The 14,529-nt window shown below is 42.3% G+C and carries 10 protein-coding genes; 9 read left to right on the top strand and 1 reads right to left on the bottom strand.

Annotation, left to right across the window (positions count from 1 at the left end):
- Positions 1-142 precede the first annotated feature (142 nt).
- From ldcB to ADH52_RS09320, 3 genes are all read left to right on the top strand, one after another.
- Positions 143-853 carry an LD-carboxypeptidase LdcB/DacB gene (ldcB, locus tag ADH52_RS09310; RefSeq protein ID WP_275043172.1) on the top strand — a complete coding sequence of 237 codons (711 nt, stop codon included), beginning with the start codon at positions 143-145 and terminating at the stop codon, positions 851-853.
- Positions 854-955: 102 nt separating this feature from the next.
- Positions 956-1,915, top strand: a complete 960-nt coding sequence (locus tag ADH52_RS09315) for an ROK family glucokinase (protein ID WP_020902451.1) — start codon at positions 956-958, stop codon at positions 1,913-1,915.
- Positions 1,916-2,012: 97 nt separating this feature from the next.
- Complete coding sequence (locus ADH52_RS09320) at positions 2,013-2,852, top strand: thymidylate synthase (RefSeq protein WP_049486766.1); 840 nt, start codon at positions 2,013-2,015, stop codon at positions 2,850-2,852.
- Positions 2,853-2,899: 47 nt separating this feature from the next.
- On the opposite strand, the gene ADH52_RS09325 is transcribed toward ADH52_RS09320, so the two are convergent.
- A complete protein-coding gene (locus ADH52_RS09325; protein ID WP_001051780.1) occupies positions 2,900-3,070 on the bottom strand; it encodes a DUF3042 family protein in 171 nt (56 codons plus the stop codon).
- 120 nt (positions 3,071-3,190) lie between these two features.
- On the opposite strand from ADH52_RS09325, the gene miaA reads away from it, so the two are divergent.
- The 6 genes from miaA to bgaA all read left to right on the top strand — a co-directional run.
- A complete protein-coding gene (gene miaA, locus ADH52_RS09330; RefSeq protein WP_049511022.1) occupies positions 3,191-4,075 on the top strand; it encodes a tRNA (adenosine(37)-N6)-dimethylallyltransferase MiaA in 885 nt (294 codons plus the stop codon).
- Complete coding sequence (hflX, locus tag ADH52_RS09335; protein ID WP_000573171.1) at positions 4,068-5,306, top strand: GTPase HflX; 1,239 nt, start codon at positions 4,068-4,070, stop codon at positions 5,304-5,306. The genes miaA and hflX overlap by 8 nt, the downstream gene beginning before the upstream one ends.
- Positions 5,299-5,922 carry a cystathionine beta-lyase gene (locus ADH52_RS09340; RefSeq protein ID WP_000129696.1) on the top strand — a complete coding sequence of 208 codons (624 nt, stop codon included), beginning with the start codon at positions 5,299-5,301 and terminating at the stop codon, positions 5,920-5,922. Before hflX ends, ADH52_RS09340 begins: the two co-directional genes overlap by 8 nt.
- A 14-nt stretch (positions 5,923-5,936) precedes the next feature.
- The gene (gene rnz / locus ADH52_RS09345) at positions 5,937-6,866 is read left to right on the top strand and encodes a ribonuclease Z (protein ID WP_000354330.1); all 930 of its coding nucleotides are present in this window, start codon (positions 5,937-5,939) and stop codon (positions 6,864-6,866) included.
- A 20-nt stretch (positions 6,867-6,886) separates the two neighbouring features.
- Positions 6,887-7,642: an SDR family NAD(P)-dependent oxidoreductase gene (locus ADH52_RS09350; protein WP_049511023.1), complete on the top strand. Its 756-nt coding sequence runs from the start codon at positions 6,887-6,889 to the stop codon at positions 7,640-7,642.
- A gap of 245 nt (positions 7,643-7,887) precedes the next feature.
- Positions 7,888-14,529, top strand: a 6,642-nt coding sequence (gene bgaA / locus ADH52_RS09355) for an LPXTG-anchored adhesin/beta-galactosidase BgaA (RefSeq protein ID WP_049511024.1), incomplete at its 3' end; no start/stop codon positions are given.

Below are 14,529 nucleotides of genomic sequence, written 5' to 3' on the forward strand. Positions count from 1 at the left end.
ATCCTATCAAGCCTGGTACTATTTGAAATCAGATGGTTCGTATGCTCGTAATGCATGGCAAGGCTCATACTATCTTAAATCGAATGGTAAAATGGCTCAGAGTGAATGGGTTTATGATACATCCTATCAAGCCTGGTACTATTTGAAATCAGATGGTTCATATGCTCGTAATGCATGGCAAGGCTCATACTATCTTAAATCAAATGGTAAAATGGCTGTCAATGAATGGGTAGATGGTGGGCGTTATTATGTAGATGGCTCAGGTTTGTGGAAATCAAATTCAAATTCGAATTCGAATTCCAAAGTAACTAATAAAGGCTTATATTATAGCGTTCAAGGGAAGTACGATGAGATTCTTGTTGTAAATAAACACTATCCTTTGTCTAAAGACTACAATCCAGGTGAAAACCCAACTGCTAAAGCTGCCTTTTTAAAACTGATTGCACAGATGCAAAAAGAAGGCTATGCTATCGGCAATAACTATAGTAGATTTAGAAGTTATGGAACTCAAGCACAATTATATCAAAGCTACGTAAATAAAGAAGGTCAGGCTGCGGCTGATCGTTATTCAGCTAGACCTGGCTATAGTGAACACCAAACAGGACTTGCATTTGATGTAATTGGGACAGATGGGAACTTAGTTGAAGATGCTGGTGCGGCTCAATGGTTATTGGATCATGCAGCAGACTATGGATTTGTTGTTCGTTACCTTAAAGGAAAAGAAAGTGTAACTGGCTATATGCACGAAGAATGGCATTTACGCTATGTTGGAAAAGAAGCCAAGGAAATTGCAGCAAGTGGTTTGACACTTGAAGAATACTACGGATTTGATGGTGGCGACTATCTTAACTAAAATTTGTCACTAATATAATGCAAACCTTTGCATTGATCGAAAATTTTTGTTATACTATTCCTGTAAGCATTTCCATTAATGAAAAGATATAAAGGAGAAAAGATGAGTCAAAAGATTATTGGGATTGACCTTGGTGGAACTTCTATCAAATTTGCAATCTTGACAACAGCAGGAGAGATCCAAGAAAAATGGTCTATCAAGACCAACATTTTGGATGAGGGAAGTCATATCGTAGATGATATGATTGAGTCTATTCAACATCGCTTGGACTTGCTTGGATTAGCAGCAGCGGACTTCCAAGGAATTGGAATGGGATCACCAGGTGTGGTTGACCGTGAAAAAGGGACTGTTATTGGTGCCTACAACCTCAACTGGAAAACCCTTCAACCAATCAAAGAAAAGATTGAAAAAGCCTTGGGCATTCCTTTCTTCATCGATAATGATGCCAACGTAGCTGCTCTTGGTGAGCGCTGGATGGGTGCTGGAGATAACCAACCAGACGTTGTCTTTATGACACTTGGTACAGGTGTTGGTGGCGGTATCGTCGCAGAAGGCAAATTGCTTCACGGTGTTGCTGGTGCGGCAGGTGAGCTTGGCCACATTACTGTTGACTTTGACCAACCAATCGCATGTACTTGCGGTAAGAAAGGTTGCCTTGAGACAGTTGCTTCAGCAACAGGGATTGTCAACTTGACTCGTCGCTATGCCGATGAATACGAAGGCGATGCAGCCTTGAAACGCTTGATTGATAACGGAGAAGAAGTAACTGCTAAGACAGTCTTTGACCTTGCAAAAGAAGGAGACGACCTTGCTTTGATCGTTTACCGTAACTTCTCACGTTACTTGGGAATCGCTTGTGCTAACATCGGATCAATCCTAAACCCATCAACCATCGTCATCGGTGGTGGGGTGTCAGCTGCAGGAGAATTCCTTCTACAAGGTGTTCAAAAAGTTTACGACGAAAATACCTTCCCACAAGTACGCACAACAACTAAATTGGCTCTTGCAACTCTAGGAAATGACGCTGGAGTTATCGGAGCAGCATCACTTGTATTGCAATAAGATAAAAAAGGAGAAAATTGCTTTCCAGAAGCGAGTGATTTTCCTCCTTTCTTTTTTTATGCTATACTAGTTAGGACAATGAATGAGGTGAAACGAAATGACAAAAGCAGATACGATTTTTAAAGAAAATATTGAACGAATCCTCAAAGACGGTGTCTTTTCTGAGCAGGCTCGTCCTAAGTACAAGGATGGAACCGTGGCTAACTCCAAGTACATAACCGGTGCCTTTGCCGAGTATGACTTGGCAAAGGGGGAATTCCCCATTACAACCTTGCGTCCCATTGCCATCAAATCCGCCATCAAAGAAGTTCTCTGGATTTACCAAGACCAGTCAAATAGCCTAGACGTGCTTAATGACAAGTACAATGTTCACTACTGGAATGACTGGGAAGTGGGAAATACGGGAACTATTGGTGAGCGTTACGGGGCGGTCGTTAAGAAACACGATATCATCAATAAGCTTCTCAAGCAGTTGGAAGCCAATCCTTGGAACCGTCGCAACATTATCTCTCTCTGGGATTACCAAGCTTTTGATGAGACGGACGGCCTCCTCCCATGTGCCTTTCAGACCATGTTTGATGTCCGCCGTGTAGACGGAGAAATCTATCTGGATGCGACCTTGACTCAGCGTTCGAATGATATGCTAGTGGCCCACCACATCAATGCTATGCAGTATGTGGCTCTTCAAATGATGATTGCCAAGCATTTCGGCTGGAAGGTTGGGAAGTTCTTCTACTTTATCAACAACCTCCATATCTATGACAATCAATTTGAACAAGCTGAGGAATTGCTTCGACGTGAGCCGTCAAACTGCCAACCACGTTTGGTTTTAAATGTGCCAGATAAAACCAACTTCTTTGATATCAAAGCGGAAGATTTTGAGTTGGTGGATTATGACCCTGTCAAGCCGCAGTTGAAGTTTGATCTAGCTATTTAAAAGAATAGAAAAAAGAAGTTGAGAATAATCCCAACTTCTTTTGTTTCTTAACGTGATACGCGGCGACGAGCTGCTTTTTTACGGTTTTCTTCGATGAAAGCTGCTTTTTGCTCTTCTGGTTCAATCACTTTCTTTTTAAATGCGTATACTGCACCTGCAACTGCAGCGACAGTTCCTGCGACACCTGTTACAAGACCTTTAGCGAATCCTTTAGCCATGAGTCTTCCTCCTTTATATTCTCAATCAGCCAGCCTCCTCAAGAGGTCACATTTTTCTGACTGACCTTTTTGTGTTATAATAATAGTAACGAAAAAATGGGAATTTTTCAAGGAAAAAAGATGAAAACAAAAATAATTGTGATTGTTGGACCGACTGCTGTTGGAAAAACAGCCCTTGCCATTGAAGTGGCCAAGTGTTTTAATGGCGAAGTGGTTAGTGGAGATAGCCAGCAAGTCTATCGAGGTCTAGATATTGGAACGGCTAAGGCTAGTCCAGAAGAGCAGGCAGCTGTTCCTCATCATTTAATCGATGTTAGAGAGGTAACCGAGTCTTACTCAGCTTTTGATTTTGTTTCAGAAGCTAAGATGGCTATTGAGGATATTGACAGTCGGGGTAAGCTTGCAATTATCGCTGGTGGAACAGGGCTTTATATCCAGAGCTTACTTGAAGGCTACCACCTGGGTGGGGAGACTCCCCATGAGGAAATTTTGGCCTATAGGGCTAGCTTGGAGCCTTATACAGATGAGGAGTTAGCCCATCTGGTAGAGCAAGCAGGTCTTGAAATTCTCCAGTTTAATCGTCGTCGTGCGATGCGTGCCTTGGAAATTGCCCATTTTGGTCAGGATTTGGAAAATAAAGAGAGTCTATATGAACCGCTGATTATCTGCTTGGACGATGAGCGCAGTCAGCTTTATGAGCGTATCAATCGCCGAGTAGATCTAATGTTTGAGGCTGGGCTTTTGGATGAGGCTAAGTGGCTCTTTGACCATTATACAGATGTGCAGGCAGCCAAGGGCATTGGCTACAAGGAATTCTTTCCGTATTTTCGTGGGGAGCAGACTTTGGAGGAAGCTAGTGAGAGTCTCAAACAGGCGACCCGCCGTTTTGCCAAGCGTCAGTTAACCTGGTTCCGTAATCGTATGCAGGTCACCTTTTATCAGATTGGAGAAGCTGGTGTGCAAGACCGCATTTTAAGCCAGATAGAGGAGTTTTTAGATGATTGAAACGGAGAAAAAAGAGGAGCGGGTCCTGCTTATTGGTGTGGAATTGCAGGGTATGGACAATTTTGACCTCTCCATGGAAGAATTGGCCAGTCTAGCTAAGACAGCTGGGGCAGTCGTTGTAGATAGCTACAGACAAAAACGTGAAAAATATGATTCCAAGACCTTCGTCGGATCTGGTAAGTTAGAAGAAATTGCGCTCATGGTGGATGCAGAAGAAATCACCACTGTCATCGTCAACAACCGTTTAACTCCACGGCAAAATGTCAATTTAGAAGAAGTTCTGGGTGTTAAGGTCATTGACCGTATGCAGTTGATTCTGGATATCTTTGCCATGCGGGCTCGAAGCCATGAAGGGAAGCTCCAAGTCCACCTAGCCCAGCTCAAATATCTCTTGCCTCGCTTGGTTGGTCAGGGAATTATGCTCAGTCGTCAGGCAGGGGGAATTGGTTCCCGTGGACCTGGTGAAAGCCAGTTGGAGTTAAACCGTCGTAGTGTTCGCAACCAAATCACGGATATCGAGCGCCAGCTCAAGGTGGTTGAGAAAAATCGGGCGACTGTCAGAGAAAAACGTTTGGAGTCCAGCACCTTTAAGATTGGTTTGATTGGTTACACCAATGCTGGGAAGTCAACTATCATGAACACCTTGACCAGTAAGACCCAGTATGAAGCGGACGAGCTCTTTGCGACTCTGGATGCGACGACTAAGAGTATCCATCTGGGAGGCAATCTCCAAGTAACTTTGACAGATACAGTTGGCTTTATCCAAGATTTGCCGACAGAGTTGGTGTCCAGTTTCAAGTCAACCTTGGAAGAAAGCAAGCATGTGGACCTTCTGGTTCATGTGATCGATACCAGCAATCCTTACCATGAGGAGCATGAAAAAACAGTCCTGTCCATCATGAAAGACCTGGACATGGAAGATATTCCTCGCTTGACCCTTTATAATAAAGCGGATTTGGTGGAGGATTTTACGCCGACCCAAACGCCTTATACCCTCATTTCTGCCAAGTCTGAGGATAGTCGTGAGAACTTGCAGACACTATTTTTAGAGAAAATCAAGGATATTTTTGAATCTTTTACCCTGCGCGTGCCTTTTTCTAAGTCCTACAAGATTCATGATTTAGAAAGTGTTGCGATTCTTGAAGAACGTGATTATCAGGAAGACGGCGAAGTGATTACAGGCTACATTTCCGAGAAAAATAAATGGAGGTTAGAGGAATTTTATGACTGATATTAAAACCTTGGCTCTAAAATATGGGGGCTATACAAGTCTGGATAAGGTCTATCTGGATCAACTTCTAGCTGGTAAAACAGAGCAAGAGCAGTTGGCACTGATCACTCCTCCGCCTAGCGTGGTCAATGCTTATTTTGCAGAACTCTACCAGAAAAAAAGTCCTGAGGCTGCGACGGATTATTTTGCGGAACTCAGTCAGGAACTGAATCTTTACAATACTGAGCCAAGTTTCACCCTAGAAAATAAGCCTTTTATTCGGCTTAATCTGTCGGGTAAATCCTTTGGTTTTTGTTATGAGAGTGAGGGTCTGGGTCGGATTTTCTCTGAAAATGAAGAGAAGATTTCGGATGACTTGCTTTTTGAAATTGCGCAAATTTTCCCCCATCAACTGGTCTTTGAAGAGTCTGGTAAGATTTACATGAAGGCTGTTGTAGATGAGGAAGTTGTTAGCATGGAGAGTCTCACAGCTTTGACTGATTTGGAAAGCTTGGCTGATGGTCGTAAACGTCTCAAAGCCTACAGTCAAGAGGATTTATTGCAAGAAGCTAGAGCTTTTACTGGCAAGCGCTATTTCCGATCGGAAAACCGCACAGCCATGTTATATATTGATTAATTAGAAAGTATCGAATGGATATTCAATTTTTAGGAACGGGGGCAGGTCAGCCCTCTAAAGCCCGCAATGTTTCCAGTCTCGCCCTGAAACTCTTGGACGAGATTAACGAAGTCTGGCTCTTTGACTGTGGAGAAGGTACGCAAAATCGCATTCTGGAAACCACAATTCGACCACGTAAGGTCAGCAAAATCTTTATTACCCACCTACATGGAGACCACATCTTTGGCTTGCCAGGTTTCCTTTCTAGCCGTGCCTTTCAGGCCAATGAAGAGCAGACAGATTTGGAAATCTATGGACCTCAGGGAATCAAGTCATTTGTCTTAACCAGCCTTCGTGTGTCAGGTTCTCGTCTGCCCTACCGCATTCATTTCCATGAGTTTGACCAAGATTCCCTTGGGAAAATCCTTGAGACCGATAAATTCACTGTGCATGCAGAGGAGTTGGACCACACTATTTTCTGCGTTGGCTATCGTGTCATGCAAAAGGACTTGGAAGGAACTTTAGATGCTGAAAAGCTCAAGGCAGCTGGAGTCCCATTTGGCCCACTTTTTGGGAAAATCAAGAACGGGCAGGATGTTGTTTTGGAAGACGGTACTGAAATCAAGGCGGCTGACTATATCTCAGCGCCACGTCCAGGTAAGATTATCACCATTCTGGGTGACACCCGCAAAACCAATGCTAGTGTGCGTCTGGCTGTCAATGCCGACGTCCTAGTTCATGAGTCCACTTATGGCAAGGGCGATGAAAAAATTGCTCGTAACCACGGCCACTCTACTAACATGCAGGCAGCGCAGGTGGCAGTAGAAGCAGGTGCCAAACGCCTCTTGCTCAACCATATCAGTGCCCGTTTCCTCTCAAAAGATATCAGCAAGCTCAAGAAAGATGCTGCTAGCATTTTTGAAAATGTCCATGTCGTCAAAGATTTGGAAGAAGTGGAAATCTAAAAGATTGAGAAAGGATAAGTATGCCTACTATTCTCATTACCGGAGCTAGCGGTGGCCTAGCCCAAGAAATGGTCAAACTCTTGCAAAATGACCAACTCATCTTGCTTGGTAGAAATAAGGAAAAATTAGTCCAACTCTACGGAAACCATCCACAAGCAGAATTGATTGAAATCGATATTACCGATGATTCAGCCTTAGAAACTCTGGTAGCAGACCTCTATCTCCGTTATGGCAAGATTGATGTCTTGATTAATAACGCTGGTTACGGAATTTTTGAGGAATTTGACCAGATTTCTGACCAAGATATTCATCAGATGTTCGAGGTCAATACCTTTGCCCTGATGAATCTATCTCGACGCCTTGCGGCTCGTATGAAGGAAAGTCGAAAAGGCCATATTATCAATATCGTCAGCATGGCAGGTTTGATTGCTACTGGCAAGTCTAGTCTCTACTCTGCTACCAAGTTTGCGGCCATTGGTTTTTCAAATGCTCTGCGTCTCGAACTCATGCCTCATGGTGTTTATGTAACGACGGTCAATCCAGGACCAATCCGAACAGGATTTTTCGACCAAGCCGACCCAGATGGTACCTATCTCAAGTCGGTTGAACGCTTCCTGTTGAAACCAGATGCAGTGGCTAAAAAGATTGTCAAGATTATAGGAAAAAACAAACGAGAACTTAATCTCCCGATTTTGTTGAACCTAGCCCATAAGTTTTATACTCTCTTTCCCAAGCTAGCTGATAAGTTGGCAGGAGAAACTTTTAATTATAAATAGAAGAAGTTCCTTTTAAAGGGACTTTTTTACTTCTTTTAATTTAAAGGTTAATAAGTGTTTTTTCTTTTAAAACTACATTCAGTTTTTTAATTCTTCTACAAATTTTAGAAAAAACTATCAAAAATATTATTTCATATGCTAAAGTATTGAAAATTCCTATATTATTTAATAAAATAAGGGTAAAAGACTATTAAAAGTTATGCGCTTACATAAAAATGAAAGCGATTACTAAAAAGGAGGATTTTATGGAAAAAAGCCATTGGAATCGTAAAAGAGTCTATAGCATTCGTAAATTTGCTGTAGGAGCTTGCTCAGTAATGATTGGAACTTGTGCAGTTCTATTCGCAGGAAATATAGCTGGAGAATCTGTAGTTAATGCGGATGAAACACCTATTACTCGTACTGCTGAGAAACCTAAAGAGGAAAATCCTATAGTAGAAGAAAAGGTTGATCAAGCTTTGGAAACTAAAAATGTTATCGAAAGTACAGCACAAAAACAACCTAGTGCCACTGAATCTATTTCATCTGAGAAGAAAGAAGATGAAGCAGTGACTCCAAAAGAGGAAAAAGCATCTTCAAAATCTGAAGAAAAAGCTCCAAAGATAGAATCACAAGCTTCAAGTCAAGAAAAACCGCTCAAGGAAGATGTTAAAGCTGTGACCAATGAAGAAGTCAACCAAATGATTGAAGACAGAAAAGTGAATTTTAACCAAAATTGGCACTTTAAACTCAATGCTAATTCTAAGGAAGCCATTAAACCGGATGCAGATGTATCTACGTGGAAAAAATTAGATTTACCGCATGACTGGAGTATCTTTAACGATTTTGATCATGAATCTCCTGCACAAAATGAAGGTGGACAGCTTAACGGTGGAGAAGCTTGGTATCGCAAGACTTTCAAACTAGATGAAAAAGACCTCAAGAAAAATGTTCGCCTTACTTTTGATGGCGTCTACATGGATTCTCAAGTTTATGTCAATGGTCAGTTAGTGGGTCATTATCCAAATGGTTATAACCAATTTTCATATGATATCACTAACTATTTGAACAAAGATGGACGTGAGAATGTAATTGCTGTTCATGCGGTCAACAAGCAGCCAAGCAGCCGTTGGTATTCAGGAAGTGGTATCTACCGTGATGTGACTTTACAAGTGACAGATAAGGTTCATGTTGAGAAAAATGGGACAACTATTTTAACACCAAAACTTGAAGAACAACAACATGGCAAGGTTGAAACTCATGTGACCAGCAAAATTGTCAATACAGACGACAAAGACCATCAACTTGTAGCAGAATATCAAATCGTTGAACGTGGTGGTCAGGCTGTGACAGGTCTAGTACGTACAGAGAGCCGTACCTTGAAAGCACATGAAGTAACTAGTCTTGATGCGATTTTAGAAGTTGAAAGACCAAAACTCTGGACCGTTTTAAATGACAAACCGGCCTTGTATGAATTAGTTACACGTGTTTACCGGGACGGTCAATTAGTTGATGCTAAGAAGGATCTGTTTGGTTACCGTTACTATAACTGGACTCCAAATGAGGGCTTCTCTTTGAATGGGGAACGCATTAAATTCCATGGAGTTTCCTTGCACCATGACCACGGAGCGCTTGGAGCAGAAGAAAACTACAAGGCTGAGTACCGTAGACTGAAACAGATGAAGGAAATGGGAGTGAATTCGATTCGTACGACTCACAACCCAGCAAGTCCTCAGACTTTACAGATTGCAGCTGAACTTGGCTTACTTGTTCAAGAAGAGGCCTTTGATACTTGGTATGGCGGAAAGAAACCTTATGACTACGGACGTTTCTTTGAAAAGGATGCTACCCATCCCGAGGCTAAAAAAGGTGAAAAATGGTCCGACTACGATTTACGTACTATGGTAGAGAGAGACAAAAATAATCCTGCTGTTTTTATGTGGTCAATCGGAAATGAAATCGGTGAAGCAAATGGGGATCCTCATTCTCTAGCGACTGTTAAACGTCTAGTCAAAGTTATCAAGGATGTTGATAAGACTCGTTATGTTACCATGGGAGCAGATAAGTTCCGTTTCGGTAATGGTAGCGGTGGGCATGAAAAAATTGCTGATGAACTCGATGCTGTTGGATTTAACTACTCTGAAGATAATTACAAAGCCCTTAGAGCTAAGCATCCAAACTGGTTGATTTATGGATCAGAAACATCTTCAGCAACGCGTACAAGAGGAAGTTACTTCCACCCAGAGCGTGAGTGGGTACAAAGTAATCAGTCATGGCGTAACTATGAACAGTCAGATTATGGAAATGACCGTGTTGGTTGGGGTAAAACGGCAACTGCTTCATGGACATTTGACCGTGATAATGCTGGCTATGCTGGTCAATTCATTTGGACAGGTACGGACTATATCGGTGAACCAACTCCATGGCACAACCAAAACAACACGCCGGTTAAAAGCTCTTACTTTGGTATCGTAGATACTGCAGGTATTCCAAAAAATGACTTTTATCTTTACCAAAGTCAATGGGTTTCTGCAAAGAAAAAACCAATGGTTCACCTTCTTCCTCACTGGAACTGGGAAAACAAAGAGTTGATAGACAATGTAGCAGACGCGGAAAATAAAATCCCTGTACGTGTTTATTCTAATGCTGCAAGTGTAGAATTGTTCTTGAATGGAAAATCTCTTGGTCTTAAGACTTTCAACAAAAAACAAACTAGCGATGGACGAACTTACCAAGAAGGTGCTAATGCTAATGAACTTTATCTTGAATGGAAAGTTGCTTATCAACCAGGTACCTTGGAAGCAATTGCTCGTGATGAATCTGGCAAGGAAATTGCTCGAGATAAGATTACGACTGCTGGTAAGCCAGCGGCTGTTCGTCTTATCAAGGAAGACCACGCCATCGCAGCAGATGGAAAAGACTTGACATACATCTACTACGAAATCGTTGACAGCCAAGGGAATGTAGTACCAACTGCCAATAATCTGGTTCGCTTCCAATTACACGGACAAGGTCAACTTGTCGGTGTCGATAACGGGGAACAAGCCAGCCGTGAACGCTATAAGGCGCAAGCAGATGGTTCTTGGATTCGTAAAGCCTTTAATGGTAAAGGTGTTGCCATTGTCAAATCAACTGAACAAGCAGGTAAATTCACACTGACAGCCCATTCAGATCTCTTGAAATCTAGTCAAGTAACTGTCTTTACTGGTAAAAAAGAAGGACAAGAGAAGACTGTTTTGGGGACAGAAGTAGCAAGAGTTCGTACATTAATCGGTAAAGATCCAAAAATGCCGAAAACAGTAGGTTTTGTATACAGTGATGGTAGTCGTGAAAAACTTCCAGTAACTTGGTCTCAAGTCGATGTTAGTCAAGCAGGAGTTGTGACTGTTAAAGGTACAGCAAATGGACGTGAGGTAGAGGCTCGTGTCGAGGTTCTAGCAATTGCGAAAGAACTTCCGACTGTAAAACGTATTGCGCCTGGAGCAGACTTGAACACTGTAGATAAATATGTGTCAATACTTGTAACCGATGGAAGTGTACAAGAGTATGAAGTAGATAGATGGGAGATTGCGGAAGCAGATAAAGCCAAACTTTCAGTAGCTGGATCACGTATTCAAATGACTGGTCAGTTAGCTGGAGAAACTATTCATGCAACCCTTGTGGTAGAAGAAGGAAATGCTGCAGCACCTGCAGTGCCAACTGTTACTGTTGGTGGTGAGGCAGTAACAGGGCTTACTAGTCAACAACCAATGCAATACCGCACTCTTGCTTATGGTGCCCAATTGCCAGAAGTCATAGCAAGTGCTGAAAATGCTGATGTTACAGTTCTTCAAGCAAGCGCAGCAAACGGCATGCGTGCGAGCATCTTTGTTCAGTCTAAAGATGGTGGCCCTCTTCAAACCTATGCAATTCAATTCCTAGAAGAAGCACCAAAAATTGCTCACTTGAGCTTGCAAGTGGAACAAGCTGACGGTCTCAAAGAAGACCAAACAGTCAACTTGTCGGTTCGAGCTCATTATCAAGATGGAACGCAAGCTGTATTACCAGCTGATAAGGTGAGCTTCTCTACAAGTGGTGAAGGGGAAGTTGCAGTCCGAAAAGGAATGCTTGAGTTGCATAAACCAGGAGCACTTACTCTGAAAGCTGAATATGAGGGTGCTACAGGTCAAATCAATCTCACTATACAAGCCAATACTGAGAAGAAGATTGCGCAATCCATCCGTCCTGTAAATGTAGTGACAGATTTACACCAAGAACCTACTCTTCCGTCAACAGTAACGGTTGAGTATGACAAAGGTTTCCCTAAAGCTCACAAAGTCACTTGGCAAGCTATTCCGAAAGAAAAACTAGACCACTATCAAAGCTTTGAAGTGTTAGGTAAAGTTGAAGGAACTGACCTGGAAGCGCGTGCTAAAGTATCTGTAGAAGGTATCGTTTCAGTTGAAGAAGTTAGTGTGACAACTCCAATCGCAGAAGCACCGCAATTACCAGAAAGCGTTCGTACATATGATTCAAATGGTCACGTTTCATCAGCTAAGGTTGCATGGGATGCGATTCGTCCAGAGCAATACGCTAAGGAAGGTGTCTTTACAGTTAATGGTCGCTTAGAAGGTACTCAATTAACAACTAAACTTCATGTTCGCGTATCTGCTCAAACTGAGCAAGGTGCAAACATTTCTGACCAATGGACCGGTTCAGAATTGCCACTTGCCTTTGCTTCAGACTCAAATCCAACCGACCCTGTTTCAAATGTCAACGATAAATTGATTTCCTTTAATGACCGACCAGCCAATCGTTGGACAAACTGGAATCGTAGTAATCCAGAAGCTTCAGTCGGTGTCCTATTCGGAGATTCAGGTATCTTGAGTAAACGCTCCGTTGATAATCTAAGTGTCGGATTCCACGAAGACCATGGAGTCGGTGCACCGAAATCTTATGTGATTGAGTATTATGTTGGTAAGACTGTTCCAACAGCTCCTAAGAATCCTAGCTTTGTCGGTAATGAAAACCATGTCTTTAATGATCCTGCTAATTGGAAACAAGTGACTAATCTAAAAGCTCCAGAACAACTCAAGGCTGGAGAAATGAATCACTTTAGCTTTGATAAAGTTGAAACCTATGCTGTTCGCATTCGCATGGTTAAAGCAGATAACAAGCGTGGAACGTCTATCACAGAAGTACAAATCTTTGCGAAACAAGTTGCGGCAGCCAAACAAGGACAAACAAGAATACAAGTTGACGGCAAAGACTTAGCAAACTTCAACCCTGATTTGACAGACTACTACCTTGAGTCTGTAGATGGAAAAGTTCCCGCAGTCACAGCAAGTGTTAGCAACAATGGTCTCGCAACCGTCGTTCCAAGTGTTCGTGAAGGTGAGCCAGTTCGTGTCATCGCGAAAGCTGAAAATGGCGACATCTTAGGAGAATACCGTCTGCACTTCACTAAGGATAAAGACTTACTTTCTCGTAAACCAGTTGCTGCAGTTAAACAAGCTCGCTTGTTGCAACTAGACCAACCACTTGAATTGCCAACTAAGGTTCCGGTTTACTTCACAGGTAAAGACGGCTACGAAACAAAAGACCTGACAGTTGAATGGGAAGAAGTTCCAGCAGAAAATCTGACAAAAGCAGGTCAATTTATTGTTCGAGGTCGTGTCCTTGGTAGCAATCTTACTGCTGAGTTCACTGTAAGAGTGACAGACAAACTTGGTGAGGCTCTTTCAGATAACCCTAACTATGATGAAAACAGTAACCAGGCCTTTGCTTCAGCAACTAATGATATTGACGACAGTTCTCATGACCGTGTAGACTATATCAATGATAGAGATCACTCTGAAAATCGTCGTTGGACAAACTGGTCTAAAACGCCATCTTCTAATCCAGAAGTATCAGCAGGTGTGATCTTCCGTGAAAATGGTAAGATTGTCGAACGGACTGTTGCGCAAGCCAAACTTCACTTCTTTGCAGATAGTGGTACGGATGCGCCTTCTAAACTTGTTTTAGAGCGCTATGTCGGTCCAGACTTTGAAGTGCTAACCTACTATTCAAACTACCAAGCTTACGAATCTGGACATCCATTTAACAATCCAGAAAATTGGGAAGCTGTTCCTTATCGTGTGGATAAAGACATTGCAGCTGGTGATGAAATCAACGTAACATTTAAAGCTGTCAAAGCTAAAGCCATGAGATGGCGTATGGAGCGTAAAGCAGATAAGAGCGGTGTTGCGATGATTGAGATGACCTTCCTTGCACCAAGTGAATTGCCTCAAGAAAGTACTCAATCGAAGATTCTTGTAGATGGAAAAGAACTTCCTGATTTCGCTGAAAATCGTCAAGATTATCAAATTACCTATAAAGGTCAACGTCCAAAAGTCTCAGTTGAAGAAACCAATCAAGTAGCTTCAACAGTTGTAGATAGTGGAGAAGACAGCCTTCCAGTACTTGTTCGCCTCGTTTCAGAAAGTGGAAAACAAGTTAAGGAATACCGTATCCAGTTGACTAAGGAAAAACCAGTTTCTGAGAAGATAGTTGCTGCTGTACAGGAGGAACTTCCAAAACTTGAATTTGTTGAAAACGATTTGGCCTACAAGACAGTTGAGAAAAAAGATTCAACACTTTATCTAGGTGAGACTCGTGTAGAACAAGAAGGAAAAGTTGGTAAGGAACGTATCTTTACAGCAATTAATTCTGATGGAAGTAAGGAAGAAAAATTCCATGAAGTGGTAGAGGCACCGACAGACCGCATCGTCTTGGTTGGAACGAAACCAGGCACCGCCCTTCCAGAAGATGAAGTGAAGAATCTTGTCCTTAACAGACCAGAACTTGTGGTCGAAGAAGAAACCATTGATTTCAAGGTTCAGGAACGTAAGTCTGATAAGTTGTATCTAGGTGAAACCCGTGTTCTTCAA

Source organism: Streptococcus pseudopneumoniae, from assembly GCF_001072665.1.
GTDB classification, from domain to species: domain Bacteria; phylum Bacillota; class Bacilli; order Lactobacillales; family Streptococcaceae; genus Streptococcus; species Streptococcus pseudopneumoniae_S.